The sequence below is a fragment of the Hypericibacter terrae genome (assembly GCF_008728855.1).
Lineage (GTDB): Bacteria > Pseudomonadota > Alphaproteobacteria > Dongiales > Dongiaceae > Hypericibacter > Hypericibacter terrae.
The window spans coordinates 4989010-5015622 of the sequence record NZ_CP042906.1 but is presented as its reverse complement, the minus strand read 5'-3'; the positions used below and the strand labels follow the sequence as shown (position 1 = coordinate 5015622).

The following is a 26613-nucleotide window of genomic DNA, read 5'->3' as shown; positions in this document are numbered from 1 at the left end:
TCACCGCGATCCTGACAGCGAGTTGACCGTAAACCAACCCGCCCCCTGGTCGAACAGGCGCTCCGCGAAGGCGGGCAGCCTGCGCAGCCCGATATGGATGCCCTGCCGGAAGCCGGCGAGGCGGAAGCCGGCCGAGCCCAGCGCCAAAGCGAGGCTGGCGGCGTTGAAAATCGAATACTGCCCGCGGCGCGGCGACACGTAGCGCAAGGGCCGGCGCCGGATGCCGACGGCGGCCGGATCGACCCCGTCGCTGAGCGGGGTCGCGACCAGCAGCAACCCGTCCGGCGCGATGGCCCGATCGATCCGCTTCATGAAGGCCAGGGGTTCGGTCAGCTGCTCGAAGATGTTGAAGGCCAGGACGACGTCATAGGGTCCGGCCGCCATCGGCGATGCCGGCCCGGGGCTGCCGGGGGCCGGCTCCGACGGGTCGGCCGGAATGCCCGCTTGACGCAGCGAGGCGGCCAGCCTGTCCATGCCGAGATCGAGCAGGCGCAGCGAGCTCAGCCCTTCGCCGAACCATTCCTTGAGGAGAGGGACGAAATTGTGGTTGTGCCGTTCGGCTGCGTCCAGCGGCGGCTCCGCATTCCCGAGTGTCGTGACCGGGCCCGTCATATCCGTCGTCCCCCAATCGTCGAAGGCGCGGGTGAAAAGAAATCCGCAACCGGGGCAGCGGTAGTAATAGACCGGGATCCCGGACAGGGCCATGCGACGGCCGTCATCCTCGTAACAGTCCTCGTGGTAGTCCACCACGTCGAACAGCGGACTGGCGGTGGCGCAGATCTTGCAGGGCGTCGTGCGCTCCACAATGGGCGTGAGCGGCCGTGCCGTCACGAACGCCGTCACGATGAACGCCCCTGCCGGAGGATCGGCGATTCCGCGACCGTGCCGACATCCGCGAGGCTGGTCGCCATCGGCTGCAGCAGGAGCAGCAGATTTGGCGCGATGAAGAGCGACGCCACGCTGCCGCAGGCGAGACCGAGCCCGATCGCGAGCGCAAACATCTGCAGCGGCTCCGCGCCATATTGATAGAGACAGACCGCGCCGGCGATCACCGTGAAGACGGTGAAGAGGGAACGGCGCAGGACCTGGCCGACGCTGCGATTGACTATGGTCCGCGGGCTGCCGCCGGGCGGGGCCTCGGCGAAATTCTCGCGGATACGGTCGAACACCACGACGGCTTCGTTGAGCGAATATCCGATCACGGTGAGCAAGGCTGCGATGAAGGTAATGTCGATCTCCTGGTAGAAGAGCGCGAAGCAGGCCATCACGAAGAGGACGGAGGTGAAGACCGTCGCCAGCGATGCCACCGCATAGCGCCAGCCGAAGCGCAGCAGGATGAAGAGGAAGGTTCCGGCCAGGGCCAGGAGGATGACCTCGGCCGATTGCACCGCCAGATGGCGCGCCACGGCAGGATCGGCGGTGTTCTCGGCAAAGGTCACGTTCTCGCCATAGGTTTCCTTGTAGCGCCCGATGATCGAATCCACGTCGGCCGTCGTCAGCACATCGTCGAAGCGCGCGGCGATCATGTTGTTGCCCGCACCCCCTATCGCGACCGTCGCTGGCGCGACCCCGGCGGAGAACATCAGGTCGGTCGCATCGGACTGGGTGATCGGCTTGTCGATCTGGATGTCCAGCGCGGTGCCGGATTTGAACTCGATGTCGTAGTTGAGCGGTCCGCGAACGGCGACGACGAGCCCGACCGTGATGAAGATCACGGCGGCCACGGCGATCGGGCGTCCCCAGCGGATGAAGTCGAACCGGAACCGCGCGCCGTCTCCGCTGCGCCGCGCAAGGATCGGCCGGCCGAAGATCGCGTCCGGGTTGTCGCTGTCGCCATAGGCGAGCTGCAACAACCAGCGCGCAAGGAAGACATTGACCATCAGGCTGAGCGCCACGCCCAGCATCGTGGTGAGGGCGAAGCCCCGGATCGGGCCGATTCCGACCACCAGCAGGATGGCAGCGCAGATGAAGACGGTCGCGTTCGCATCGAGGACGGTCCGCAAGGAGCGCCGTCCCGCCTCGCGCAGCGCCTGCTGCAGTCCGACAGCCGAGCCCAGCTCGTCGCGGATGCGTTCATATTGGATGATCGAGGTGCCGGCCGCGATGCCGATTCCCAGCACATAGGCGACGATCGCGGAGAGCGAGAGGATGGCGCCCAGCAGATTGAAGGCGACGAGAAGGGTCCAGACGAAGACCGCCAGCCCGAAACCGGCGAGGAGGCCCGGGAGGCGATAGACCAGGACGAGAAAGACCAGGAGGATTGCCGCCGCCAGGCCTGCCGCGCGCAGCGTTGCCGCGAGGTCGCTGGCGCCAAGCACGCCGCCCACGGTCTCCGAATAGGTCTGGGTGAGCTTGACCGGAAGGCCTGCGGGATCGCGGAGCGCGGCGAGCACGGGATCGCCCTGCGAGACGCCGGCCAGGATGAGTCGAATCTGATTCTGTCCCAGGATGTTCACCTGCGGCTCGGAGACGCCGGTCGCATTGGCCCGCTCCGACAGGATCTCGGCCGTCTTGGTCAGGGCCTCGGGCGTCACGGCGCTGGCCGGTGCCAGCGGATCCGCCGTGAAGGTCAGCTCATAGCCGCCCCTGAATTCGAGCCCGATCTTGGTATGGGCAATCAAGTAGGGTGACGTCGCCGCCATGATCGCGGACAGCAGGACGATCACCAGGACCAGGAGAGCTCTCGAGCGGGTCATGAGGGGCAGGCTCCGCAATCGGGGGAATTAGGAGGAAAAAGGCAGGCTGCGCCGGAATTTTGGGGATGCCCGGCGCCGCCCGCTCCGGGCGGCGCTATTGACCGAGAATCTTCAGCGCCGCCTGAAAATCGGCGTCGGCCTCGGCATCCTTCTCGAGCTTGCACTTTTCCAGGCCTTGCTTACGCAAACCTGTCACCTGCGCCTTCTGCTCGTCGGAGAGGGTCGCGGTCTTTAGGGCATCGTCGAGCCGTTTGAGGACCTGCTCGCAGGCTTCGGGCTCATCGGCATGGGCAAGGCCCGGCAAGGCCAGGGCGGCGGCCAGGGCAGCCGCGAGCAGGAGTCTCTGAAACATGTCCTCGTCTCCATGATTGACAGCGGGTCGCCTGGACTCCGCCTTCGGGGGCCGGGCAGGTCGCGAGGCTATCGGCGGGAGACTTAGAGGAGACTTAGGGGGAGGCCGATTGGGCCGGCGCCCATCAGGCCAGGGGGACGATCAGGCTCGCGGTCATGCCGCGGCCATCGCCGCGATTGCGGAGATCGAGCTGCGCATGGTGGCGATCGGCGATCAGCTTCGCGATCGCGAGCCCGAGACCGGTTCCGCTGCTGTCGTGCGGACGCGCCCGGTAGAACCGATCGAACAGCCGGGGCAGGGCCGCGTCATCCACGCCCGGCCCGTTATCGGTCACGTCGATTCTGGCGACATCCGCCTCGACCGCCAGCGAGACGTCGACCTGGCCGCCGATGCCGGTGTATCGGATCGCATTGTCCAGGAGATTGCCGACCAGGACCGCCATATCGTCCGCCGAACCTACGGCATCGGCGGCGTCCAGCCGTTCGAGACCCAGATCGATGCGTCGCCCGTCCGCGAGCAAGGTCGCCCGCGCCACGCATTGCGCGACACAGGCGGAGAGATCGAAGCGGGCCGCCGGCAGACTCGCCTCGCCCGCTTCGTAGCGGGCCAGCCGCAACAGCTGCGCCACCAGCGCCGATCCACGCCTGACGCCCTCCTCGAGCTCGGCCAGGCGCTCCGGGGCCGGCCCCTCTTGGGCCGCCTGCTTCAGATTGCCGATCTGGATCTGCAGCGCCGTCAGCGGCGTGCGCAGCTCGTGGGCGGCGTCGGAGACGAACCGCTTCTGGCGCTCGATCTCCTGATTGAGGCGCGACATCAGGCTGTTCATCGCCTGCAGCAGCGGCGCGACCTCGACGGGCGTATCCCGCAGCGGGATCGGCGAGCGGTCTTCGAGGCTGCGGCCGGCCACCTCGCCGGCGACCCGGTCGAGCCGCCGCATGATGCGGTCGATGGCGAAGCCCAGCGCCAGCAGGGCGATCGGCACCAGCAGTCCGATCGGAATCGCGGAGCGAAGCGCCGAGGCACCCGCCAGCTCCTGGCGCACGACCATGCGCTGCGACACCTGGATGGTGCCCTCGGCTCCGATGACGGCGAAGGTCCGCCAGGAATCGTCTGCCGCGCTGAGGTCGGCGAAACCGGTCTCGGCTTGTCTCGGAATCGCGATCTCGGGATGGGAGGTCTCCGCCAGCGAGCCATCGGGCTGCCAGACTTGCAGGACCAACTCGTCCTCGGGATCGGCGGCAAAGGCGCGGCCCTTGAGCGTGGCCGGCTCGTCGGGGTCGGCGCTGACATAGCTGGCGACCAGCTTCAGCTGCTGGTCGAGCGCATCGTCCGCTTCCTGCGCGACGAAGTAGTAGGTTCCGACGGCACTGACCAGGCTAATGGCAGCCAGGACTCCGCCCAGCCAGATCATGGCGGAACGGCGCAAGGAGGTCATCGCGGTGCCTTCGGAATGGTCCAGCCGGCGCCCCGCACGTTGCGGATGATGTCCTTGTCGAACTTGCGCCGGATATAGTGGATCAACACCTCGACCGCATTGCTCTGCACCTCCTCGCCCCAGCCATAGAGGCGCTCTTCGAGCACGCCCTTGGACAGGATGCCGCCTTGATGCTCGACCAGGGCTTGCATCAGCGCGAACTCCCGCGCCGGCAGGACATGCGTCGTCTCGCGATAGGTCACGGCATGGGAGGTCAGGTCGAGCTCCACCTCGCCGCTGCTGAGGGACGAGACCGCCTGATCGACCCGCCGGCGCAGCACCGCGCGGATTCGGGCCAGCAGTTCGCGGCTGTCGAAGGGCTTCACCAGATAATCGTCGGCGCCGAGATCGAGCCCCGCCAGCCGCGTCTCCAGATCGTCTTGCGCCGTCACGATGATGAGGGGTGTGCGGATGTCCGCCTTGCGGATCGAGGCCAGCACCTCGAGGCCGAGTTTCTCGGGCAGTCCGAGGTCGAGAAGGGCCACCGCATGGCCGCCCGAGCGCAACGCCTCCTCGCCATCGCCACCGGTCCGGACCCAATCGACCGACCAGCCGGCATCGCCCAGCGCGCGAATCAGGCCCTGGCCGATCATCACATCGTCTTCGATTAGAAGTGCGCGCATGCTCGATCGTGTCGACCTCGCCCGCCGGGTTGATCTCGGAGAAGACGGGATGGGTGTTACGACGCCGGACCGGGCGTCGGCAAGCGAGCCCGATCCTGGCTCAGCTTGAAGATGTGGAACAGCGGGCTCGAGGCGCTGCAGATCTTGCAGGCCGCCTCGGGTGCGGCCCACAGCGGCAGCGGGCCGACGCGGGCGGTTCCGAAGCCTCTGCTACCACGCCGTCCTGCCCTGCCGAGGGCGTGTTCCGCCAGCACGTCCAGGGAGTGCCAGCCGATCCGGCCCTCTTTCTGGAAGATTACGGCTACGACAGATGGGGGAGCCGCCCGGCCACCCGTCTTACGGCCGCTTGATGCCGCCCGCCCGTCGTGGGATCATTTTTCGAGTTTCGCCGCGCGCCCTCCAACCGGCCGCTTTTGCCCGAGGATTGTCGAACGCCATGGCCTTCATCGCCCCCATTGCCGGTCCCTGCGTATGGCGCGGGACGGAGATTGCCGCTTCGAACCGCTGGATCCGGCCGATGGATCGGGCCGTCAGCCGCGCCCTGATCGCCGCCGCCGATCGCGCCCGGGAGGCGGGAATCGAATGGTCGGCGGTCACGCGCGACCAATTCCAGGTGCCGGGGTTGGACGAGCTCTGCGCCGAGGCGCGCGAGGAGCTGGAGAACGGATCGGGCATGGCCAAGCTGACCGGCCTCGATTTCGCCGGCCTCGATCCGCGCTCGCAGCGCCATCTCTGGTTCGGGCTGGGCCATCATCTCGGCACTATCGTCTCGCAGAGCAACAGCGGCCTGCTGATGAAGGCGATCCAGGACGAGGGCTATGACGTGGCCGCCAGCCACGGCGTGACCGTCGATGAGAACGGCAAGCCCTTCCTCTCCTCCTATGCGCGCACGCTCACCAACGGCCCTTTGCGCTTCCATACCGACCGTTGCGACGTGGTCGGCCTGTTCTGCATCGGCCAGGCCGCCGAGGGCGGCGTGAGCAAGCTCTGCAGCACCGGCGCGGTGCATAACGAGATCCTGAAGCGCCGCCCCGACCTGCTCGAAATTCTCTATCAGCCGGTGCCGCGCACGCGCTTTGGCGAGGAGAAGGGCGGCGAGACCTCGATCTACCTGCTGCCGATCTTCGGTCAGCGCGACGGCAGGCTCACCAGCCATTATTCGCGCACCTATATCGAAAATGCGCAGCAGCTGCCGCAGGCGCCGCGCCTGACGCCCCAACAGGTAGAAGCGCTCGCTCTGCTCGACAGTGTCGCCGCCGAGCTGGCCTTCGAGATGGTGCTGGCGCCTGGCGAGATCCAGTTGCTCAACAATCATGTGATCTATCACGCCCGCACCGCCTTCGAGAACGACCCCGCCACCGGCCGGGTGCGCTCGATGCTGCGGCTCTGGTTCGCGATGCCCAACAGCCGCGCCCTGCCCGAGGACCATGCCGTATTGTGGGGCCGCGTCGATCGCGGCGCCATCCGGGGCGGGATCGCCATCGCGGCCTGACTCTCGGCGGTCCTTGCCCAATCGCTGGCGGGCCGTCACCGGATTGTCACGGGCTCATGAACCGGGCGGCGCGGTGCGAGCGGCTCCATCGATGCCATCATTCCACCGGGGCGAACAAATGTCGGCTTGCGGACGCTTGCGGCACTTCGGATAGTAACAGTCCGGGGATGTGTTTCGACGACCGTGGCCAGAACTGATTCTGTCCGATTGTGGGCGGTGCGAAGTGACGGTGGATCGCGAAGAAGCCCGGTTGAAGGCCGTCGTCGATACGGCGGTCGACGGGGTCATCCTGATCGATGCCCGCGGTACCGTCCTGAAATTCAATCCAGCCTGCGAGAAGCTGTTCGGATTCTCCGCCGCGGAAGTCGTCGGCCAGAACGTCAAGATGCTGATGCCGGCGCCCTTTCGCGGCGAGCATGACAGCTATCTCACGAACTATCATCGTACGGGCGTCGCCAAGATCATCGGGATCGGTCGCGAGGTCGTGGGCCAGCGGAAGGACGGCACGACCTTTCCGATGGACTTGTCGGTCGGCGAGGCCAAGGAGGACGGAGAATCGATCTTTGTCGGCATCATCCACGACCTGACCGAGCGCAAGCGCTCGGGACAGGCGATCCGGGAGGCGGCCCAGAGACTGAAGGCCGTGGTCGATACCGCCGTCGACGGCGTCATCCTCATCGACGCCCGGGGCAAGGTGATGATGTTCAATCCGGCCTGCGAGGCGCTGTTCGGCTACGGCGCCGCCGAGGTGATCGGCCGGAACGTGAAGATGCTCATGCCCGCGCGCTTCCGTGGCGAGCATGATCGTTACCTGTCGAACTATCTGACGACCCGCGTGCCGAAAATCATCGGCATCGGACGCGAGGTTTCCGGCCGGCGCAAGGACGGCACCACCTTTCCCATGGATCTTTCCGTGGGTGAGGCCATGCAGGATGACGGGCCGGTCTTTGTCGGCATCATCCATGACCTGACGGAGCGCAAGCGAACCAGCGAGCAGCTCTTCCAGGCCCAGAAAATGGAGACGGTGGGCCAGCTCTCCGGCGGCATCGCCCACGATTTCAACAATCTCCTGACCGTCATCATCGGCAATGCGGAATCGCTGAGCGACGTCCTCAAGGCCCGGCCCGACCTGCGCAAGCTCGCGGAGGCGATCATAGCCGCCGGCGAACGCGGCGCCGAGCTGACCCAGCGGCTGCTCGCCTTCAGCCGACGCCAGACACTCAAACCTTCCCAGATCGATTGCAACCAGCTGGTCGACAAGATGGGCCGCCTGCTGCGCCGCACCCTGCGGGAGGACATCGATATCGCGACCACGCTCGAGTCTGAGCTGAAGTCTGCGTTCGCCGATCCGGCGCAACTCGAATCCGCCGTCCTCAACCTGGCCCTCAATGCCCAGGATGCCATGCCGAGCGGCGGCCGCATCACGGTCTCGACGGCCAATGCCAGCCTGGACGAGCAGTATCGAAGCACGCATCCCGAAGTGCCGACCGGCGATTACATCATGGTCGCGGTCACGGACGATGGCGACGGCATGCCGCCCGAGGTGCTGGCGCGCGCCTTCGAGCCCTTCTTCACGACCAAGGAGGTGGGCAAGGGCAGCGGGCTGGGACTCAGCATGGTCTATGGCTTCGTCAAGCAGTCGAACGGCCATGTCGCCATCTACAGCGAGGTCGGGCTTGGAACCACGGTCAGAATCTATCTTCCGGTCGCCCGCGGCGATGACAGTCACGAAGCGGCGCTGACCGCGGCGGAGGAAACGCTCGCGCCCGGTGGCGGCGAGACGGTGCTCGTGGCGGAGGACGATGCCTTCGTGCGCGACCACGCCGTGTCCATCATCAAAGGCCTCGGATATCAGGTGATTGCCAGTGTCGACGGCGACGATGCCATGCGATGCCTGGCCTCGGGCGCCGCGGTCGATCTCCTCTTCACCGACGTCGTCATGCCGGGGAGCATCAACGGGATCGATCTCGTCGAGCGCGCCCAGCAGCTCCGGCCGGGACTGAAGGTGCTGCTGACATCCGGCTATGCGCTCGACAATCTGCGGGCGCGACGGCAGCTGCCGTCCGGAATCACGGTGCTGCACAAGCCCTATCGCAAGGTCGAGCTCGCCAGGCGAATCCGCGACACGCTCGACACCGTTGTCGAAACCTCCGACTGAGGCGGGATCCCGCCGCCTCCGCCCCTCCCGCCCCGGATTTTTCGGTTGAGCTGCGACGGGACCCGAGCGCAAATTATCGGCAATGACCGTCTCGCCTCCCAGGAAGAGGAGGAAGCGGCAGAAGGCGCCCGGCAAGAGGCGTCCTCGACGACAGGGACAGGGGAGACTCCGTGAAGGCATTGCTCGGCCTGAGCCGCGCGATCGACTGGCTTAATGGGCATATCGGCAGGCTGGCTTCGTGGTGCGTGCTGGTCGCGGTCCTGATCAGCGCCGGCAACGCCATGGTCCGCTATGTTTTCGACACCAGTTCGAACGCCTGGCTCGAGATCCAATGGTATCTGTTCTCGGCCGTATTCCTGCTCTGCGCCGGCTACACCCTGCTGCGCAACGAGCATGTCCGCATCGATGTGATCGCCGGCCGGCTGTCGAAGCGAACCCAGACCTGGATCGACATCGTCGGCTCGGCGCTGTTCCTGCTGCCGATGGCGATCATCATCGCCTGGCTCTCCTGGCCGCTGGTATCGGACTCCTATCTGCGCCATGAGATATCGGGCGATGCCGGCGGGCTGCTGCGCTGGCCGGTGAAGCTCCTGATTCCGATCGGCTTCATCCTGCTGGCGCTGCAAGGCGTCTCCGAACTGATCAAGCGGATCGCCTTCCTGATGGGGCTCATTCCCGATCCCGCCGAGAAGCGCCCGGCCCATGCCGCCGCCGCCGTCAGCAACCGGCGCGCCGGCGGACCGACATGACCGAGCTCCTGATCGCCAACCTGGCGCCGCTGATGTTTCTGGCGCTGGTGGTGCTGCTGCTGATGGGCTATCCGGTCGCCTTCGCCTTGGCCGCCAACGGATTGCTGTTCGGCTTCATCGGGATCGAGCTCGGCCTGCTCACGCCGGCGCTGCTGCAGGCCCTGCCGGACCGCGTCTTCGGCATCATGCGCAACGACACGCTGCTGGCGATCCCGTTCTTCACCTTCATGGGATTGATCCTCGAACGCAGCGGCATGGCCGAAGATCTGCTCGACACCATCGGCCAGCTGTTCGGCCCCTTGCGCGGCGGTCTCGCTTTCGCCGCGATCTTTGTGGGCGCGCTCCTGGCCGCCACCACGGGTGTGGTCGCGGCCTCCGTGATCTCGATGGGGCTGATCTCGCTGCCGATCATGCTGCGCTACGGCTACGACCGGCGGCTCGCCAGCGGCGTGATCGCGGCCTCGGGGACCCTGGCGCAGATCATCCCGCCCAGCCTGGTCCTGATCGTACTGGCCGACCAGCTCGGCCGCTCGGTCGGCGACATGTATGAGGGCGCCATCGTTCCTGGCCTGATCCTGACCGCGTTCTATGCGCTCTATGTGCTGGGTGTGGCGCTGTTCCTGCCGAAATGGGCGCCCGCCTTGCCGCGCGAGGCGCGGACGCTGCATGGGCTGGCGCTGCTGCGCCGGGTGATCGTCTCGCTGATGCCGCCGCTGATCCTGATCTTCCTGGTGCTGGGCACGATCTTCATCGGCGTCGCCACCCCGACCGAGGGCGGTGCCATGGGCGCCACCGGCGCCCTGATCCTGGCGCTCCTAAATCGGCGGCTGAACTGGTCGTTGCTGAAGCAGGCGATGGACACGACCGCGAAGCTCTCCTCCTTCGTGATCTTCATCCTGATCGGCTCGACCGTCTTCACGCTGGTCTTTCGCGGCGTCGATGGCGATCTCTGGGTCGATCGCCTCTTGACCAGCGTGCCCGGCGGCGAACTGGGCTTCCTGATCGTCGTCAATATCCTGGTCTTCTTCCTGGCCTTCTTCCTCGACTTCTTCGAGCTGGCCTTCATCGTGGTGCCGTTGCTGGCTCCCGTGGCCGACAAGCTCGGGATCGACCTGATCTGGTTCGGCGTGCTGCTGGGGGTCAATATGCAGACCTCCTTCATGCACCCGCCCTTCGGCTTCGCACTGTTCTTCCTGCGCAGCGTGGCGCCTTCCTCGACGTTCATCGACAAGATCACCGGGCGCAAGCTCGCACCGGTGACGACCGGGCAGATCTATTGGGGCGCGGTGCCCTTCGTCTGCATCCAGATCGTCATGGTGAGCCTTGTCATCGCCTTTCCGAACATGGTGCTGAGCCGTATCCACCATGTGCCGACCAGCGACGAGATGAACATCCAGATCGACGTGCCGGCGCCCGACAGCGAAGCGCCCTCGATCGACATTCAATAGGCTCGAACGAGGACGGCCATCGTCCCTCGCCGGGTCGACGGCCGCGCTCGATCGGGCCTTGGGGCGCAGATCAGGTCTTCTGCGCCGACTTCGTGTAGACGAAATTGTCGAAGGTGTTCTCGGCCACGCGGAACCAGAGATACTGCTCCTCGCGGAATGGCTTCCAGGCCTCGTAGATCGTCTTGAATTTTGCGTTCGTCGCGGCGGTCTCGTCATAGACCTCGAAGGCGGCCTTGTAGGCCGCTTCCATGATCTCCTTCGAGAAGGGCTTCAGCTTGGTGCCGCCCTGGATCAGCCGGCGCAGGGCCGGCATGTTCTGCGCGTCGTACTTCGCCAGCATCAGGACGTTGGCCTCGGCGCAGGCGGATTCGAGGAGCGCCTGGTAGGTCTTGGGCAGGCTGTCCCACTGCGCCTGGTTCACATAGACCGAGAGCTGCGGGCCACCTTCCCACCAGCCGGGGTAATAATAGAACTGCGCCACCTTGTTGAAGCCGAGCTTCTCGTCGTCATAGGGGCCGACCCATTCGGCGGCGTCGATGGTGCCCTTCTCCAGCGCCGGGTAGATGTCGCCCCCGGGAATCTGCTGCGGCACCACGCCGAGCTTGGTCAGCACCTTGCCGGCGAATCCGCCGACGCGGAATTTGAGGCCGTTCAGATCCCCGACGGTCTTGATCTCCTTGCGGAACCAGCCGCCCATCTGCGCGCCGGTATTGCCGCAGGGGATCTGATAGATGCTGTAGTCCTTGAAGAAATCGCGCATCAGCTGGAGCCCGCCGCCGTAATACATCCAGGCGTTCTGCTGGCGCGCATTGAGGCCGAAGGGGATCGCCGTATCGAAGGCGAAGGTCGGATCCTTGCCCACGTAATAGTAGCTGGCGGAATGCCCGATCTCGACCGTGCCGTTCTGGACCGCGTCGAGCACCTGGAAGCCCGGCACGATCTCGCCCGCGGCAAAAACGCGAATCTGGAACTTGCCATCGGTGACCGCGGCGACGCGGTTCGCCACCGTTTCGGCCGCGCCGTAGATGGTATCGAGGCTCTTGGGAAAGCTGGAGGCCAGACGCCATTTGATCTCGGGCGCCGCCGTATCGGCGATGGCCGGTGCCGCGATCTGGGTGGCGGCGACGGGGGCCGCGGCGAGGCCCACGGCGGCAGAAGTCAGGAATTTGCGACGCTTCATATGGTTTCGTCTCCCTGATGGACGGCGAGGTTCGATCGGTGGTGGTTGCCCGTGTCGAGGCCGGCTGGTTTTTTCGAGGTCCGGAGCGCGCCCATCGAGCGGGCGGCGGCGCCTCATTTTTGTGCGTCCGACACTAGCAGCCCGCCCTCCCGAGCGGCAACGCCCGAAGCCGACGGCGATCGATCGAAGCGGGTCCGGCTCAGTCGGCATCCTCGATGAACATCGCCACCGACCGGAAGCGCTCCGGCACCGTGACCCGGTAGCGGCGATGCTGGTTGATCTGCTGCAGAATCCCGGCGATGTCGGCGCTGCGGCCATGAAGGATCTTCACCGGCCCGCAAGTCACCTGCGGGAAGGGCAGCCGGTAGTTATATTCGTTGGAGAGCGTCGCCAGCTTGAGGCCGCTCTTATAGATCGTCTCGCGAAAGGAGAGCTGGTCCCAGGTCCAGGGCTTGAGCCGGCCCGCAAGCTGCTTCTGATAGAGATCGACCCAGGCTTTGAGCGCCGTAAGCACGCCCGGATCGGCGCGGTAGGCGACGACGCCGGTGTTGTATTCGGGAAAGCAGGTCGGGACCCCGCCGAGAAAGATCCCTTGTTCCTTGAAGCGGAAGGTCGAGAGGCGCAAGGGCGCGTGGGCCGCGGCTATGTCGAAGGCGTCCAGCAGATCGAACAGCTCCTCGAACGGCCGCGCGACGAAGGTATCGGAATCGAGGAACACCGTGCGCCGGAAAGGCGTGAGCCCGAGCGACCGGACCTTCGCCAGCAGCGGATACTCGCCGCCCGGAATGGTGACGGTGCGGTCGAAGGGAGGCGACGCCTCGCCATCGTCGGTGACGAGCGCGATCGGCACCCCCGGCATCAGCTTCTTGGCGGACTCGGCCGACGCCACGGCCTCCGCGACATATTTCGCGCCGGTCGCGAAATAGAGAATCCCCCGGTCTTCCACCCTGATGTCCCCCTGCCGATCCCCCGGGGACGCGGCGTGCCGCGGCTATCGCTGCAGCCCCGAATCGCCCCTCCCGAACCCCGCTTCAACGTAGCGGCCGGCGCCCCCGCGCTCAATGCGCCGGTGCATCGCCGCCGGGCGAACGAGAAAAGGGCGCCTCGCGGCGGTTGGCCGGAAGCGCCCTTAAGATCGTCATTCTTGTCCGACCGCGAGCTAGTCGTTGGTGCTGCGGCTTTCATGCTGGTGGTCGTTGTTCCCGGGCCCGGGCGAGGTGTCGGCGGGCCCGGTCGGTGCCGCCGGCGTATAGGGCCCGATGGTGCTCTTCTCCGAGCAGTTGACCGGGATCTTGAGCACCTTGCCTGCCGAAACGACCTGTTCCGGACGATCGCAGGCCAGCGCCGCGATCGCACCCCGCAGCACGCTCACCGTGGTGGTGCCGTCATAGTCCACCTTGATGAGCAGGTCGGTGCCGCGAATCGAGAGCGTGGCGACCGGCGTCGTCAGGCTGACGCCTTCCTTCCTCGTGTTCTCGCCGGTGATGAAGCGGAACACGCCGCGATTGAACTTGATCGCGGCGGAGGTGAGCGTCTGGTTCGGATCGTAGACGAACTCGTCCAGCGTCACGTCCGAGGCCTGGCCGACCTCGAGCTTGGTGCCGTCGAGGAACTGGAGCGACGTGGTTCCCCAGGGTGGCGTCGTCACCTGCTCCTGGGAGTACACCGCATCCTGATACTTCAGCGGGTTCTCGCTGGCGGCGACCTTGCCCAGCGCACCCTTGTATTGTTCCTGGGTCACACCGCCGATCGTCGGCGCGTCGGCCCTGGCGACGCTCGCTCCGGCCGCGATCCCCAGCATCACGGCACCGGACAGCATCAGCGTCCGCCACTGCAAGCTCGCGCCTGCAGACTTGTCTTTGAACACTCGCATTTGAGTTAGCTCCCCAATTGACCGCTCGGATGATCTGTCCGCGGTCCTCCGAACTTTCAAGTCCTAGCACCGCACCATCGCTCCACGACAGCGGCAATTCCAAGGCGCGGGTGAATAGGGGCGAGCCTCACTTATTTTCCTAAGGGCTTCAAATTACTGCGCTGTAAGGAATGAATCGACCCCCTTCCAGCGCTGGGCCCGCCGCAAAAATGCCTTAGGTCTTTCTCGGCGCGGGGCTCGTCGCCAACGGCCCTCCATGTCGAATGTTTCGCGGCAGAAACACTAGAAACGCCGCTGCAGGCGCGGCCCGGGCGCGCCGGCATGGCGCCAGAGGATTCGCTTGGCGATCTCCACCAGCAGGAAATAGCCGGCAGCGAGGCCCGCAATCGCCGCCAGCAAAGGCAGCGGCAGCGGCACCATGCCGATCCACCGTCCCAGTCCCGTATAGGGCAACAGCACGGCAAGACCTGCGGCGACGAAAACCGTCGCCGCCAGCACCCGGTCGGGGAGATTGGCGAAGGGATTGCCGCGCGTGCGAATCAGCAGGACGACCATGGTCTGGGTCAACATGCTTTCGACGAACCAGCCGGTCTGAAACTCCGCCTCCCCGGCCTTGAAGAGATACAGCAAGGTGAAGAAGGTGAGAAAATCGAAGACCGATGAAACCGGCCCCAGCGTCCACATGAAGCGCTGCACGAATCTCATGTCCCAGCGCTGCGGCCGGGCGAGGGCTGCGCGGTCCACGCGGTCGAACGGAATGCCGAGCTCGGACAGGTCGTAGAGCAGATTGTTGACCAGCACCTGGACCGGCAGCATGGGAAGAAAGGGGAGAAACAGCGTCGCACCGGCCATCGAGAACATATTGCCGAAATTCGAGCTGGTGCCCATCAGGATGTATTTGAGGATGTTCTCGAAGCTGCGTCTTCCTTCTTCGACGGCGGCCCGCACCAGCTCGAGATCGTGATCGAGCAGGATCAGATCGGCCGCTTCCTTGGCGACATCCGCGGCGCTGTCGACCGAGATGCCGATGTCGGCCGCATGCAGCGCGGGCGCATCGTTGATGCCGTCGCCGAGGAATCCCACCACATGGCCGGCACGCCGCAACGCGAGGACGACCCGGGTCTTTTGTTGCGGCGTCAGGCGGCAGAACAGATCGGTGTCGGCGACGCGGGAAAACAAGGCCTCGTCGGTCAGCTTCGCCAGCTCGTCGCCCGTCAAGGTTCCCCGGACGTCGAGACCCAGTGACTGGCAGAGATGCTGGGTGACATGCTCATTGTCGCCCGTCAGGATCTTGATCCCGACCTGGCTGTCCGCCAGCTCGCGGATGACGACGGCGGCCTCCTGTTTGGGCGGATCGATGAAGGCGACGAAACCGACGAAGATGAGATCGGATTCGTCGGCGATCGCCATGGCCCGGGGCCCGGCCGGCATCGGCTTGTAGGCCACCGCCAGCGCACGCAGACCTTCCTGGCTGAGCTTCTCGAAGGCCTGCGTGAGCTGAGCCCGCAGCGCCGCGTCGAGCGGTCGCGCCGCGCCGTCCTTGCCTTCGACCCGGTTCGAGAGCCGCAGCAGGTTCTCCGGCGCGCCCTTGACCAGAAGCTGCGCCCGGCCCTCCCGTTCGATCAGGATCGACACACGCCGCCGCTCGAAATCGAAGGGGACCTCGTCGAGCTTGGTGCAGATGACGGCGCCCGAGGGATCCGGCGAGGCGAGGATCGCCGAATCGAGCGGACTCCTGACGCCCGTGCAGAATTGGCTGTTGAGCCGGGCGAGCTCCAGGACACGGTCGCTGGGCTGGCCTTCGGCATCGATGGCCCGATCCACCTTCACCTGGGCTTCGGTCAAGGTGCCGGTCTTGTCGGTGCAGAGCAGATCCATGGCGCCCAGATTGTGAAGGGCGGGAAGATGCTTCACGATCACGCGCCGCTTGGCGAGCCGGAGCGCGCCATGCGCCAGCGTGACAGTCGTCACCATCGGGAGCAGCTCCGGCGTGAGACCGACGGCAAGGGCGATTGCGAACAGGAAGCTTTCGAGGAGCGGCCGGCCCATCAGCCCGTTGACCAGCAGCACGAACAGCACCAGCAGGGCCGTCAGGCGCATGATCAGCAGGCCGAAATGGCGGATGCCGGTCTCGAACGCGGTCACCGGCGCCCGTTCGCCCAGCGCCTTGGCCACGCCGCCGAGAATGGTCGCGCGTCCGGTGCGGCAAATCAGGAGCTGGCCCACACCGCTGACGACGGAGGTGCCGAGAAACCCGGCATTGTCGGCCTCGGCGGGACCCGCCGCCGGGGCTTTGAGCGGCGCGGCGTGCTTCTCCACGGGATAGGGCTCGCCAGTCAGGATCGCCTGCGTGATGAAGAGGTCGCGGGCCTTGATCAGGAGCCCATCGGCCGGGATCAGATCGCCGGCCTTGAGCTCGACCAGATCGCCGGGCACGAGCTGGTCGGCGGACAATTCGATCCAGTTTCCGCCGCGGCAAGTGCGCGCCGTGAGGGCAACCGACCGGCGCAGGGCCTCGACGGCGCTCTCGGCCCGGACTTCCTGAACGAAGTCGAGGGTGACCGACAGCAGGATGACGGCCGTGATCACGACGAAGCTGGTGATCTCGCCGGTCGCGGCGGAGGCCGCGCTGGCGACCAGCAGGATCAGGACCAGGGGATTCTTGAAGCGGGCGAGAAACTGAAGCCAGAGCGGCGTATGGCGGCGCTGCGCGGCATCGTTGGGGCCGTAGCGGGCAAGCCTCGCTGCGGCTTCGCTGACGGAGAGGCCGGTGAGCCCGGCCGACAGCGCTTCGGCCGCCCGCTCCGGCGCAAGATTCCAGTAATCCTCGGGCACCGGCGGCTTTTCGAAGGGCCGCCGGCCCCAGCCAGGCGATGTCATTTCGGGCTCCCCACGATGCGCCGCATAGTCGGACGCCGATCTCCCCTATGCAATCGCTTCGGTCGCCGTCCCGCGGATCAGCCCTTGAACATGAAGAACGCGGCCGCCACCAGGCAGACGAAGCCGGCCGCGTGGTTCCAGCGCAAGCTTTCGCCCAGATAGAGCACCGAGAATCCGGCGAAGACCACGAGCGTGATGATCTCCTGGATGGTCTTGAGCTGGGCGCCGTTAAACTCGCCGTAACCCAGCCGGTTGGCCGGCACCTGCAGGCAATACTCGAAGAAGGCGATCCCCCAGCTGGCGAGGATAGCCATCCAGAGTGGCGAGTTCGTGTATTTCAGATGTCCGTACCAGGCGAAAGTCATGAAGATGTTGGAGCCGATCAGCAGCAGAATGGTCCACATGGCGAGTTCCGTTGCAGGGGAAATGGAGGCGGGGCCGCATAGCGGGACCGTCGCGGCTTGAGGCGCCTGCGACCGGCCGTCGGCGTTCGGTATGAGGCGATCCCCCGCCGGAGCGGCGGGGCCGGCATCACAAGGTCGATTGCTGATATTTCCGCATGGCGCGCTCGGCCAGGAGCGCGACCCCCAGGGTGACGACCACCAGGATCAGCACCTCGCCCGCGATCGATTGCAGGCCGAACAGCCACCACATCAGCTTGAGGACGATGTACGCCGCAATGGCGCCGATGACGCCCGGCACCTGTCGGATGATCGCTGCCATATTGGACCTTGCCCCTTTTTCCTGCTGTCAGAAGGATCGCCGGCGCGGCTGCGGTCACGCTCCCGATCGAGGGGCCAAGGCTATCGTGCACCGCACCCCCTGACCAGGGCCAGGACCGCGGATCCGGCATGGTGACAAGGGTCGGCAAGGGGCTGGCAGCGTCGAAATGACCTCCCTAGACTGCCCGCCGCGACAGCGAGGGGGACGGCGTAATGGTTTATGATGCGATCGTGGTGGGAGGCGGGCATAACGGCCTGACAGCGGCGGCCTATCTCGGCAAGGCCGGCCTGAAGACCCTGGTGGTGGAGCGCCGTGCCGTGCTCGGCGGGGCGGCGGTGACCGAGGAGTTCCATCCGGGCTACCGCAATTCGGTCGCGTCCTACACGGTCAGCCTGCTGCGCCCGGAAATCGTGGCCGATCTCGACCTGCCGGCCCATGGCTACCAGACCATCCCGCTCAAGGGTCATCTCGATCTCTTCGCCGACGGTCGCCCGCTGCTGTCGACCGGCGACGAGACTCATGATCGCGCCGCTGTCGGGCGCTTCTCCAACCGCGATTACGAGGCAATCGAACGCTTCGGCGCGGCGGTACAGCGCGTGGGTGCCGTCATCCGCGAGCAATGGTTCAAGGAGCCGCCGCATCTGGGCGGCGGTTTCCTGGAGCTGCTCTCGATGGTCGGGGCCGGGCGCCAGATCAAGGCGCTCGATCCGGCCGACCGCCATCTGCTGGCGCAGCTCTTCACCAGCTCGGCCAATGCCATCGTCGAGCGCTGGTTCGAGAGCGAGCGGATCCGCAATCTCTATGCGGCGCATTGCGTCTCCGGCAATTTCTCGAGCCTCGATCAGCCGGGTTCGGCCATTCCCTTCTTCCACCACGCGCTGGGCGAGTTCGAAGGCAAGCGCGGCGGCTGGGGCATGGCCAAGGGCGGCATGGGCGCCATCACCCAAGCCATGGCCGGCGCCGGCCGCGCCCATGGCGTCGAGTTCCGGACCGCGGCGCCGGTCGAGCGGATCATGGTCGAGAACAAGCGCGCCGTCGGCGTCCGGCTCGAGGGCGGCGAGGAGATCCGCGCCCGCATGGTGCTCTCCAATGCCGATCCGAAGCGCACCTTCCTCAAATTCGTGGGCCCCGAGCATCTGCCCGAGGGCTTCGCGCGCGATATCGGCACGCTGCGCTACGGCCACGCCACCATCCGCATGAACCTGGCGCTGTCGGGCACGCCGCGCTTTGCGGAACTGGAGGGCGCGGAGGCTGCGATCGCGCTGGGCTCCTCCATCACCATCATTCCCGAGCGGGCGGCGATCGAGGCGGCCTATCGCAAAGCGACCCTCGGCGAGATTCCGGACGAATTCTATATCGACATCCGGATTCCTTCGGCCTCGGACGACAGCCTGGCGCCGCGCGGCCATCACGTGATGAGCCTGATCGCGAAATACTGTCCCTACAAGCTGGCGAACGGGAGGAGCTGGGATGTCATCGGCAAGGATGTGGCCGAGCAAGCCCTGACCCAGATCGAACGTCACATGCCGGGCCTGCGATCCCTGATCGTCGGGCGGCAATTGCTGACGCCGCTCGATCTGGAGCGCGTCTTCGGCCTGACCGAAGGCGACATCTTCCATGGCCGGCACGACCTCGATCAGATCTTCAGCCTCAGGCCGCATCCCGACGCCGCGCAGTATCGCACGCCGGTCGCGGGTCTCTATCTCTGCGGCTCCGGCGCCCATCCCGGCGGCGGCGTCTCCGGGGTCCCCGGTCGCAACGCCGCGCACCGGGTGATAAAGGATTTTCGGAAAAGGAAGTGAGAGCGCTTCAAGAAAATCACGCCCCCTCCCCCTGCGGGAGGAGGTAGGGGGAGGGGTGCCGCTGCGACACGCATCGGGTGCGTGGCACCCCCTTCCTAACCTTCCCCCGCCCCGCCAGCTTCGCTGGCAAGCTTTTAAGAGTCGCGGGCGTAGCCCGCCTGGGGGAAGGGATTAGAGGTCAGCACTCGATCTTCTGCGACTGCAGATAGTTCTGCAGGCCGGTCTTCTCGGCCAGATCGAGCTGTCTCGAGATGGTTGATATGGTGCTCGGTGTCGTCGAGGATGTGGCGGAAGATGTCGCGGCTCACATAGTCGGGCGTCTTCTCGCAGATGCCGATCGCCTCGACCAGGGTCTTGCGGCTGCGCCGCTCCAGATCGAGATCGGCCGCGAGCGCCTCGGGCACCGTCTCGCCGATCTTGAGCTTGTGGAGATCCTGCAGGTTGGGGAGGCCTTCGAGCAGCAGCACGCGCTTGATGAGCTTGTCCGCGTGCTTCATCTCCTCGATCGATTCCTCGTACTCATGCTTGGCAAGCCGCTTCAGTCCCCAATGCTCGTACATGCGGGCGTGGAGGAAATACTGATTGACCGCCGTCAGCTCGTTGGTCAGCACGCGGTTGAGCTGCTCGATGACATGCTTGTCGCCCTTCATGACGCCTTTCCCTCTCTTTCGAGCGACGCGTCATTCGGCCGCGAGCATGAGACTCCCGATGCGATTGGGCTCGTCGATGAGCTGCTTCATATCCGCAACGCATTTCCCGCATTGCGGCTTGCAACCGAAGCAACCGAACAATTGACCGACGGAACCGGGACCGGCACCGCCGCAAGCGCGCGAGCGCTGCGCGATTTCCTTGCGCACCGCCCCTTCACTCAAGCCATTGCAATTGCAGACATACATCGACCGACCGTCCCCTGGCGAGGCGCCACGAGGTTTGTTGCAAGCGGTTCTTGATTAAGGGATAGTCGGTGCGATTGCAACTCATTCGCAAGAATTTTTCGCGGCGATCTAACATGCTGATCTGGAAGGGTCTTTCGGCGGGGCGCCTGGCTTCGGTGCTGATCTGGGCCCGCCAGCGCCATTCGGACGCGGCACCCTTCCCGGCCAATCAGCGCTCGGTTTCGCTCGCGGCCGTCCGGGCCTTCAGCTCGGCGAGCTCAGCAGCAGCAGCGCCAGCTGCCCCAGCACCAGGCCCGCAACGGCGCCCAGCAAGCCGCCCTTGAGGCGGTTGCTGCGCAGGATCGCCGCACCGATGCCGGCGGCGGCGATCCCGGGCAGGACGACCCAAAGCAGATAGAGCGACAGCACCGCATTCATCGAGATGCGCTCAGAAGCCGGCGGCCTTGATCGCGGCAGCGACGGCCGACGGCTGCACGTGGGTGGTGTCGATGAAGCAGTCCTCGCGGCCGCGCCGGTGCGGACCCACCGTCGCGTCGTAGAGATCGACATAGATCAGCCCGGCGCGACCGGCGGCGGCGCGCAGCTCGCTGTTGAAGAACTCGACCAGCTCGAGGAACTGCCGGGCGACGGCCGGCGGGACGAAGTTCAGCGCCACGGCGCGCGCGGGCGGTCCCATCAGGATGAGATCGAGCTTGCGCTGATTGGCGGCGTCGACGACCCAGTCGGTATAGCGTTGCACCGTCTCGCTGACGAGCTTGCGGCCTTCCATCTCCGGATGCCGGCGCAGCAGGTCCATGAAGCCGATGGTGTAGCGGCAATCCATGTCGCCGACCGAGGCGATGACGCGCCCGCCCGCGGGCTGGCGATCCAGCGCCGCCTCGAAACCGGCGCGGCAGGAGTTGGCGGCGCGCTTGAAGAGATTGACCGCGACGCAGCCCGGCACGAAAGCGGTACGCAGGCGCACGATATCCTCGCCCAGCTTGACCGTGAGATTGGCGGCCGACAGCGACTGCATGTCGCCGACGACGGCGACGTCGTTCTTGGTCTTCTGCTTGTAGAGATCGGCCGAACGCTTGCGGGAATCGACGAGCCGCGCCATCTGGCCGTGATAGCCGGCATAGACGTCCTCGGTGCGGCCGCCCCGGGCCTGCGCGATTTCATCGCATTTGGCCAGCGCCGCTTCGATCTGGGGCAGATCGCCCTGCTGCCACACGGCGAGCGCGCTCAGGACCGCTTCGCGATAGAGGTTGCGCTGATCGGCCGGCGGCGGCAGCGTTGCGATCTCGGCATGGCGGCCGAGTGCGAACAGCGTCAGGGCGCAGGTGGTCTGGGGATCGGGTGCCGCCGGTGAGGCCCGGCGCGCCGCCAGCAGATGCTCTGCGGCGCGGCCGAGATCGCCCTGCTCGCGCAGGAGCATGCCCAGCACCTGATGGCCTTGCGGGTGATTGCTGTCGACCGCGACGGCCTCCTCGGCCGTCTTGATCGCCAGATCGGGATCGCCGATCTGGCCCCACATGACCGCCTGGCGGACCAGCAGCACGGCCGTGCGCGGTTGCAGCGTCCTGGCGGCCTCGAGTTGGATCCGCACCGCCTCGGGGTCGTTCTCGAGAATCAGGAGCTCGGCGAAGCCGGTGCGATAGGCTGCGTTGTCGGGCTCGAGCCGCACGGCTTCCGCCAGCGCCTGCAATGCCTCGTCGCGCTTGCCCTGCTGGTGCAGCACCAGGCCCAGGAGATGATGGGCCATCGGATTCTGGGGATCGGCGCGGCGCACCTGGCGATAGATGTCCGCCGCCTCGGTCAGACGACCCTGACGGTGATAGAATCGGCCATTATCGAGCAGCCGCTGGAGTTCCTGCACCTTGGAAGCCTCGGTTGATTGGGGGGCTGGGCGGGCGCCACTATGCCCATCGGGCCGCCTGCCTTCAACTGGGGCCCTTCAAGGACGCCGGGCCCGCCCTATGATCCGGGAATTTACCTTAACAGAAGGTTCCTCGAGCGATGCGCTGGTTGATCCTGGGAGCGGGCGGCGTCGGCGGCTATTTCGGCGGCCGGCTGCAGGAGGCGGGTGGCGACGTCACCTTTCTGGTGCGTCCGGCTCGCGCGCGGCTGCTGCGCGAGCAGGGGCTGGTCATCGAAAGCCCCGACGGCGCGACCCGGCTGCAGCCGAAGCTGCTGCTCCAGGGCGAGCCGGCGGCCCAGCCCTTCGACACGCTGCTCCTGACCTGCAAGGCCTATGACCTCGACGGTGCGATGGCGGCGGTGGCGCCCTATCTCGGCAGCGCCACGGCGATCCTGCCGCTGCTGAACGGGCTCCTGCATCTCGACCGGCTCGAGCTCGCCTTCGGCGCCGAGCGCGTGCTGGGCGGTGTCTGCCATATCTCCGCGACGCTCGGACCCAACGGCGAGATCCGCCATCTCGACCTGCCGCCGCGCCTGACCTTCGGCGAGCGCGCCGGCGGCGGCAGCGATCGGGTGCGGGCGATCGCCGCCGATCTGGCGCCCGCCAAGTTCAAGTCGGTGTTGAGCGAGAATGTCCTGCAGGAGATGTGGGAGAAGTTCACCATGCTGGCCACGCTGGCGGGGCTCACCTGCCTGATGCGCGGGAGCGTCGGCGAGATCGCGCGGGCCGGCGGGGCCGGCATCGCGCGGGCGATGCTGAAGGAAGCGAGCGCCGTGGCGGCGGCCAGCGGCCATGCCGCCCGCGACAAGGTCCTCGAGGCGACCGCGCAGCGGCTGACCGATCCGGCCTCGGCGGTGCAGGCGTCGATGTTGCGCGATCTCGAGCGCGGCGGCGCGACCGAAGGCGCCCATATCCTGGGCGACATGGTCGCGCGCGGGCGGGCCCTGGGAATTGCGACGCCGCTGATCGAGGCCGCGGCCTGCCACGTCGCCGTTTACGAGGCCCGGCGCGCCGCGCGAAAAGAGGCCTGACACAAATCGGGCCGGCGCCCGGGCGCCGGCCCTACGGTTTCGCTGCGGGAGTTCGGGAACCCTTCGATCGCTCGGTTCAGTCGACCACGGCCAGGTTTTCGGCGGACTCGCGCCCGTCCTTGCTGTGCTGGATCTCGAAGCCGATCTTCTGACCCTCCTTCAGGGTCTGCAAGCCGGCGCGCTGCACGGCGGTCACATGCACGAACACGTCCTTGTTGCCGCCATCGGGGCGGATGAAGCCATAGCCTTTGGTCGGGTTGAACCACTTCACGGTGCCGGTAGCCATAAACGTCTCCCTGGGCATAGGGGCAAGTCAGAAACCGCGCGGCAAGAGCAGCGCGGTTGGTCCGTCAATCAGCGGTTCGGGGGGAACGTTGTCAGGACGCTCTAATGAGCAGACGACGCGGCAGCGCCCGGACCCTTGATCGTCCGGATATTCTGTCTAGGGGCGATTTGAGCTGGCAAGCGAGTTTTCCGATGCCATCGAAATGCCACCGCCGCTATTTGCCGCTGCCGCTCGCATCATGCGTATCGCGGGTGAGCCAATAGGCGCCCAGGATCGGCAGCATCGTGACCAGAATGACAAACACCGCCACGACATTTGTGACAGGGCGTTCGCGCGGCCGTAACAATTGGCCGAGGATCCAGATGGGAATCGTCTGCTGCTGCCCGGCGGTGAAGGTCGTGACAATGACCTCGTCGAAAGAAAGGGCAAAGGCCAGCATCCCGCCCGCCAGCAGCGCCGTGGCGATATTGGGCAGGATGACATGCCGGAACGTCTGGAAGCTGTTGGCCCCCAGATCCATCGAGGCCTCGATCAGGGCCGGCGAGGACCGGCGCAATCGGGCGATCACATTGTTGTAAACCACGACGATGCAGAAGGTCGCGTGGCCCAGCACGATGGTCCAGTAGCTGAAGGGCATATCGACGAAGCCGAAGGCCGACCGCAGGCTGATGCCGGTGACGATGCCCGGCAGCGCGATCGGCAGCAGGATCAGGAGCGTGATCGCTTCCTTGCCGAAGAAGCGGAAACGGAACATCGCGGCCGAGGCCAGCGTGCCCAGCACCAGCGCGATCGCCGTTCCTGTGAGAGCCACGCGCACCGAAAGCCAGAGCGCCTGCCAGATGTCGTCGCGCTCCCAGGCGACCGCGAACCATTTCAGGGTCAGGCCCGGCGGCGGGAAGGTGAAGCTCCGGTCGTCCGTCGAGAAGGCGTAGAGCAGGATGAAAGCCAGCGGCAGGTTGAGGAACAGGAGCCCGAAGGTCGCCGCGGCCTTGAGGCTGAAGCTCGGCCGCTCGCCCATCCTCAGGCTGCTGTTGCTGGCGGCCTTAGAGGGCATCGAAGGCTCCGAAGCGCTTGGCGAGCGTGATGTAACCCGCCATCACCAGCACCGGCACCATGGCGAAGGCGGCGGCCAGCGGCAGATTGCCCGCCGTGCCCTGCAGGCTGTAGACCACCTGGCCGATGAAGGGCCGCGAGGAGCCGACCAGGTTGGGGATGATGTAGTCGCCCAAGGTCAGCGAGAAGGTGAAGATCGAGCCGGCGGCGATGCCGGGAACCGCGAGCGGCAGGATGACCTTGCGCAGGGTGGCCTTGGGCCTCGCGCCCAGATCGGCCGAGGCCTCGAGCAGCGAGCGCGGCACACGCTCCAGCGCCGCTTCCACCGGCAAGATCATGTAGGGCAGCCAGATATAGGTGAAGACTAGGCCGGTGCCGAGATAGGAAGAGGACAGGGAGGGGCCGCCGATCACGGGGATGGCGAGGATCCCGTCGAGGACCCAGCTCAGATGCAACTGTGCGAAGATCCAGCTGATGGCGCCCTCCTTGGCCAGGATCAGCTTCCAGGAATAGACGCGCACCAGATAGTTCGACCAGAGCGGCAGCATCACGGCGAGATAGAAGATCGCCTTGGCCTTCATGCCGGCATAGCGCGCCATGTAATAGGCGAGCGGGAAGGCGATCGTGCCGCAGACGACGGTGACGGCCGCCGCCATCACCACCGTTCGCAGGATGATGGTGAGGTTGGCCGGGGTGAAGAGCTCCGCATAGGTGCGAAGCGTCGGCTCATAGACGGTCAGGCCGCTGAAGTCGTCGATATAGAAGATGCTCTGCGCCAGGAGCGCGAAGAGCGATCCCAGATAGACGATGCCGAGCCACAGCAGGGGCGGGACCAGCAGCAGGGTCAGCACCAGGCGTGGGCGCAGATAGAGGAACGAGGACAGGCGCGTCAGCGGCGAGGAGAGGGTGACGTCGAGGCTCATGCGGAGGAGCTCTCCACCATGCCCTGCATGTGGTCCCGGCGCCACCAGAGCAGCACGGGCCGGCCCTGCATCTCGGCACCGCCGCGGGCGCCGCCGCTGCGGTTCTGCTCGATCACGGTGAGCTCGCCGCCGCCTTCGAGCGCCACGTTGAACCGGGTCGAAGAGCCCAGATAGAGCAGGCTGTCGATCTTGCCGCGCGCGACGCAGGCGCCCGGCGGCGGGGCTTCCTCGCCGCCCGCCACCAGGGTGATCTTCTCCGGCCGGATCGAGAAGGCCGCGGGCGCGCCGGCGATCGAGCGGGCCGCCGCACCGGTGAGGATGTTGGAGACGCCGACGAAACCCGCGACGAAGGCCGAGGCCGGATGCTCGTAGACGTCGGCCGGCGAGCCGATCTGCTCGATGCGGCCCCGGTTGAAGACGGCCACGCGGTCGCTCATGCCGAGCGCCTCGCCCTGGTCGTGGGTCACATAGATGAATGTGATGCCGACGCGCCGCTGGATCGCCTTGAGCTCGACCTGCATCTGCTCGCGCAGCTTGAGATCGAGCGCGCCCAGCGGCTCGTCCAGCAGCAGCAGGCTCGGCTTGTTGATGAGCGCGCGCGCGAGCGCCACGCGCTGGCGCTGGCCGCCCGAGAGCTGGTTCGGCTTGCGCGCGCCCAATCCCTCGAGCGCCACCATGCGCAGCATTTCCTCGGCCTCGCGCAGCCGCTGCGCCTTGGGCTCGCCGCGGATCATCGGGCCGTAGGCGACATTGTCCGCGACATTCATATGCGGGAAGAGGGCGTAATCCTGGAACACGGTGTTGACGTCGCGCTCATAAGGCGGCACGCCCGCGACCGATTTGCCGTGGATCAGGATGTCGCCCGAGGTCGGCTGCTCGAAGCCCGCGATCAGGCGCAGGCAGGTGGTCTTGCCCGAGCCCGAGGGGCCCAGCATGGCGAAGAATTCGCCGTCCTCGATATCGAAGCTGACATTGTCGGCGGCGCGAACCTCGCCGTAATGGCGGCTCACCTGCCGGAAGGAAACGGCGGATGTGGAGGCTTTGGTCATCGCGGTCTGAAAAGGGCCTGAAACG

Annotated in this window: 24 protein-coding genes and 1 pseudogene; 7 read left to right on the top strand and 18 right to left on the bottom strand. The window is 66.3% G+C overall.

The features are described from left to right. The 5 genes from FRZ44_RS22880 to FRZ44_RS22860 form a co-directional block, all read right to left on the bottom strand. Positions 1-843 carry a methyltransferase domain-containing protein gene (locus FRZ44_RS22880; protein WP_151179356.1) on the bottom strand — a complete coding sequence of 281 codons (843 nt, stop codon included), beginning with the start codon at positions 841-843 and terminating at the stop codon, positions 1-3. After that, positions 840-2696 (bottom strand): protein translocase subunit SecF, encoded by a 1857-nt coding sequence (secF, locus tag FRZ44_RS22875; protein WP_151179355.1) that lies wholly within the window; start codon positions 2694-2696, stop codon positions 840-842. Before secF ends, FRZ44_RS22880 begins: the two co-directional genes overlap by 4 nt. Positions 2697-2790: 94 nt before the next feature. Continuing rightward, positions 2791-3048, bottom strand: coding sequence for a hypothetical protein (locus tag FRZ44_RS22870; RefSeq protein WP_151179354.1), 258 nt, complete (start codon positions 3046-3048; stop codon positions 2791-2793). A gap of 124 nt (positions 3049-3172) precedes the next feature. Next, the gene (locus FRZ44_RS22865) at positions 3173-4483 is read right to left on the bottom strand and encodes an ATP-binding protein (protein ID WP_151179353.1); all 1311 of its coding nucleotides are present in this window, start codon (positions 4481-4483) and stop codon (positions 3173-3175) included. Beyond that, positions 4480-5145, bottom strand: a complete 666-nt coding sequence (locus tag FRZ44_RS22860; protein WP_151179352.1) for a response regulator — start codon at positions 5143-5145, stop codon at positions 4480-4482. The genes FRZ44_RS22865 and FRZ44_RS22860 overlap by 4 nt, the downstream gene beginning before the upstream one ends. Before the next feature lie 436 nt (positions 5146-5581). Between FRZ44_RS22860 and FRZ44_RS22855 the strand changes: the two genes are divergently transcribed. From FRZ44_RS22855 to FRZ44_RS22840, 4 genes are all read left to right on the top strand, one after another. Then, the gene (locus tag FRZ44_RS22855; protein ID WP_151179351.1) at positions 5582-6637 is read left to right on the top strand and encodes a TauD/TfdA family dioxygenase; all 1056 of its coding nucleotides are present in this window, start codon (positions 5582-5584) and stop codon (positions 6635-6637) included. Positions 6638-6866: 229 nt separating this feature from the next. Beyond that, a complete protein-coding gene (locus tag FRZ44_RS22850; protein WP_225308404.1) occupies positions 6867-8795 on the top strand; it encodes a hybrid sensor histidine kinase/response regulator in 1929 nt (642 codons plus the stop codon). 170 nt (positions 8796-8965) lie between these two features. Continuing rightward, positions 8966-9544 (top strand): TRAP transporter small permease subunit, encoded by a 579-nt coding sequence (locus FRZ44_RS22845; protein ID WP_151179350.1) that lies wholly within the window; start codon positions 8966-8968, stop codon positions 9542-9544. After that, a complete protein-coding gene (locus FRZ44_RS22840) occupies positions 9541-10992 on the top strand; it encodes a TRAP transporter large permease (protein WP_151179349.1) in 1452 nt (483 codons plus the stop codon). The genes FRZ44_RS22845 and FRZ44_RS22840 overlap by 4 nt, the downstream gene beginning before the upstream one ends. A gap of 70 nt (positions 10993-11062) precedes the next feature. Here FRZ44_RS22840 and FRZ44_RS22835 read toward each other — a convergent pair whose 3' ends face one another. The 6 genes from FRZ44_RS22835 to FRZ44_RS22810 all read right to left on the bottom strand — a co-directional run bounded on the left by FRZ44_RS22835 (position 11063) and on the right by FRZ44_RS22810 (position 17648). After that, positions 11063-12172, bottom strand: a complete 1110-nt coding sequence (locus tag FRZ44_RS22835; protein WP_151179348.1) for a TRAP transporter substrate-binding protein — start codon at positions 12170-12172, stop codon at positions 11063-11065. Between the two features lie 199 nt (positions 12173-12371). Then, positions 12372-13118 carry a glycosyltransferase family protein gene (locus tag FRZ44_RS22830; RefSeq protein ID WP_151179347.1) on the bottom strand — a complete coding sequence of 249 codons (747 nt, stop codon included), beginning with the start codon at positions 13116-13118 and terminating at the stop codon, positions 12372-12374. A 213-nt stretch (positions 13119-13331) separates the two neighbouring features. Next, on the bottom strand, positions 13332-14045 hold the full coding sequence (locus FRZ44_RS22825) for a FecR family protein (RefSeq protein WP_151179346.1): 714 nt from the start codon (positions 14043-14045) through the stop codon (positions 13332-13334). A gap of 282 nt (positions 14046-14327) precedes the next feature. Beyond that, positions 14328-16925 carry a magnesium-translocating P-type ATPase gene (gene mgtA / locus FRZ44_RS22820; protein ID WP_151179345.1) on the bottom strand — a complete coding sequence of 866 codons (2598 nt, stop codon included), beginning with the start codon at positions 16923-16925 and terminating at the stop codon, positions 14328-14330. Between the two features lie 77 nt (positions 16926-17002). Further along, positions 17003-17329, bottom strand: coding sequence for a DMT family protein (locus FRZ44_RS22815; RefSeq protein WP_151179344.1), 327 nt, complete (start codon positions 17327-17329; stop codon positions 17003-17005). A gap of 127 nt (positions 17330-17456) precedes the next feature. Beyond that, positions 17457-17648 (bottom strand): hypothetical protein, encoded by a 192-nt coding sequence (locus FRZ44_RS22810; RefSeq protein WP_151179343.1) that lies wholly within the window; start codon positions 17646-17648, stop codon positions 17457-17459. Positions 17649-17860: 212 nt separating this feature from the next. Between FRZ44_RS22810 and FRZ44_RS22805 the strand changes: the two genes are divergently transcribed. After that, positions 17861-19450: a phytoene desaturase family protein gene (locus FRZ44_RS22805; protein ID WP_151179342.1), complete on the top strand. Its 1590-nt coding sequence runs from the start codon at positions 17861-17863 to the stop codon at positions 19448-19450. Between the two features lie 178 nt (positions 19451-19628). On the opposite strand, the pseudogene bfr reads toward FRZ44_RS22805, so the two are convergent. Then, positions 19629-20100, bottom strand: a pseudogene (gene bfr / locus FRZ44_RS22800) (bacterioferritin). Between bfr and FRZ44_RS27700 the strand changes: the two are divergent. After that, the gene (locus tag FRZ44_RS27700; protein WP_263641901.1) at positions 20083-20400 is read left to right on the top strand and encodes a hypothetical protein; all 318 of its coding nucleotides are present in this window, start codon (positions 20083-20085) and stop codon (positions 20398-20400) included. The pseudogene bfr and the gene FRZ44_RS27700 sit on opposite strands and share 18 nt — an antisense overlap. 189 nt (positions 20401-20589) lie before the next feature. On the opposite strand, the gene FRZ44_RS27145 is transcribed toward FRZ44_RS27700, so the two are convergent. Together FRZ44_RS27145 and FRZ44_RS22790 are read right to left on the bottom strand one after the other, a co-directional pair. Next, complete coding sequence (locus tag FRZ44_RS27145; RefSeq protein WP_191908257.1) at positions 20590-20763, bottom strand: hypothetical protein; 174 nt, start codon at positions 20761-20763, stop codon at positions 20590-20592. 10 nt (positions 20764-20773) lie between these two features. Beyond that, a complete protein-coding gene (locus FRZ44_RS22790) occupies positions 20774-22204 on the bottom strand; it encodes a tetratricopeptide repeat protein (protein ID WP_151179340.1) in 1431 nt (476 codons plus the stop codon). 140 nt (positions 22205-22344) lie between these two features. On the opposite strand from FRZ44_RS22790, the gene panE reads away from it, so the two are divergent. Next, positions 22345-23277: a 2-dehydropantoate 2-reductase gene (panE, locus tag FRZ44_RS22785; RefSeq protein WP_151179339.1), complete on the top strand. Its 933-nt coding sequence runs from the start codon at positions 22345-22347 to the stop codon at positions 23275-23277. Positions 23278-23353: 76 nt separating this feature from the next. On the opposite strand, the gene FRZ44_RS22780 is transcribed toward panE, so the two are convergent. The 4 genes from FRZ44_RS22780 to FRZ44_RS22765 all read right to left on the bottom strand — a co-directional run bounded on the left by FRZ44_RS22780 (position 23354) and on the right by FRZ44_RS22765 (position 26588). After that, positions 23354-23563 (bottom strand): cold-shock protein, encoded by a 210-nt coding sequence (locus tag FRZ44_RS22780; protein WP_151179338.1) that lies wholly within the window; start codon positions 23561-23563, stop codon positions 23354-23356. 214 nt (positions 23564-23777) lie between these two features. Then, entirely contained in the window at positions 23778-24617 is an 840-nt protein-coding gene (locus FRZ44_RS22775; RefSeq protein ID WP_225308403.1) for an ABC transporter permease, read from the bottom strand. Beyond that, on the bottom strand, positions 24607-25539 hold the full coding sequence (locus tag FRZ44_RS22770; protein WP_151179337.1) for an ABC transporter permease: 933 nt from the start codon (positions 25537-25539) through the stop codon (positions 24607-24609). The genes FRZ44_RS22775 and FRZ44_RS22770 overlap by 11 nt, the downstream gene beginning before the upstream one ends. Next, complete coding sequence (locus tag FRZ44_RS22765; protein WP_151179336.1) at positions 25536-26588, bottom strand: ABC transporter ATP-binding protein; 1053 nt, start codon at positions 26586-26588, stop codon at positions 25536-25538. The genes FRZ44_RS22770 and FRZ44_RS22765 overlap by 4 nt, the downstream gene beginning before the upstream one ends. Between the last annotated feature and the right edge of the window lie 25 nt (positions 26589-26613).

What these genes read in the sequence shown, in the direction of transcription:
- secF (WP_151179355.1), bottom strand. Translation starts at nt 2,696, where the DNA reads ATGACCCGCTCGAGAGCTCTCCTGGTCCTGGTGATCGTCCTGCTGTCC.
- FRZ44_RS22870 (WP_151179354.1), bottom strand. Translation starts at nt 3,048, where the DNA reads ATGTTTCAGAGACTCCTGCTCGCGGCTGCCCTGGCCGCCGCCCTGGCC.
- FRZ44_RS22865 (WP_151179353.1), bottom strand. Translation starts at nt 4,483, where the DNA reads ATGACCTCCTTGCGCCGTTCCGCCATGATCTGGCTGGGCGGAGTCCTG.
- FRZ44_RS22860 (WP_151179352.1), bottom strand. Translation starts at nt 5,145, where the DNA reads ATGCGCGCACTTCTAATCGAAGACGATGTGATGATCGGCCAGGGCCTG.
- FRZ44_RS22855 (WP_151179351.1), top strand. Translation starts at nt 5,582, where the DNA reads ATGGCCTTCATCGCCCCCATTGCCGGTCCCTGCGTATGGCGCGGGACG.
- FRZ44_RS22840 (WP_151179349.1), top strand. Translation starts at nt 9,541, where the DNA reads ATGACCGAGCTCCTGATCGCCAACCTGGCGCCGCTGATGTTTCTGGCG.
- FRZ44_RS22835 (WP_151179348.1), bottom strand. Translation starts at nt 12,172, where the DNA reads ATGAAGCGTCGCAAATTCCTGACTTCTGCCGCCGTGGGCCTCGCCGCG.
- FRZ44_RS22825 (WP_151179346.1), bottom strand. Translation starts at nt 14,045, where the DNA reads ATGCGAGTGTTCAAAGACAAGTCTGCAGGCGCGAGCTTGCAGTGGCGG.
- mgtA (WP_151179345.1), bottom strand. Translation starts at nt 16,925, where the DNA reads ATGACATCGCCTGGCTGGGGCCGGCGGCCCTTCGAAAAGCCGCCGGTG.
- FRZ44_RS22815 (WP_151179344.1), bottom strand. Translation starts at nt 17,329, where the DNA reads ATGTGGACCATTCTGCTGCTGATCGGCTCCAACATCTTCATGACTTTC.
- FRZ44_RS22810 (WP_151179343.1), bottom strand. Translation starts at nt 17,648, where the DNA reads ATGGCAGCGATCATCCGACAGGTGCCGGGCGTCATCGGCGCCATTGCG.
- FRZ44_RS22805 (WP_151179342.1), top strand. Translation starts at nt 17,861, where the DNA reads ATGGTTTATGATGCGATCGTGGTGGGAGGCGGGCATAACGGCCTGACA.
- FRZ44_RS27700 (WP_263641901.1), top strand. Translation starts at nt 20,083, where the DNA reads ATGCTTGTCGCCCTTCATGACGCCTTTCCCTCTCTTTCGAGCGACGCG.
- FRZ44_RS27145 (WP_191908257.1), bottom strand. Translation starts at nt 20,763, where the DNA reads ATGAATGCGGTGCTGTCGCTCTATCTGCTTTGGGTCGTCCTGCCCGGG.
- panE (WP_151179339.1), top strand. Translation starts at nt 22,345, where the DNA reads ATGCGCTGGTTGATCCTGGGAGCGGGCGGCGTCGGCGGCTATTTCGGC.
- FRZ44_RS22780 (WP_151179338.1), bottom strand. Translation starts at nt 23,563, where the DNA reads ATGGCTACCGGCACCGTGAAGTGGTTCAACCCGACCAAAGGCTATGGC.
- FRZ44_RS22775 (WP_225308403.1), bottom strand. Translation starts at nt 24,617, where the DNA reads ATGCCCTCTAAGGCCGCCAGCAACAGCAGCCTGAGGATGGGCGAGCGG.
- FRZ44_RS22770 (WP_151179337.1), bottom strand. Translation starts at nt 25,539, where the DNA reads ATGAGCCTCGACGTCACCCTCTCCTCGCCGCTGACGCGCCTGTCCTCG.
- FRZ44_RS22765 (WP_151179336.1), bottom strand. Translation starts at nt 26,588, where the DNA reads ATGACCAAAGCCTCCACATCCGCCGTTTCCTTCCGGCAGGTGAGCCGC.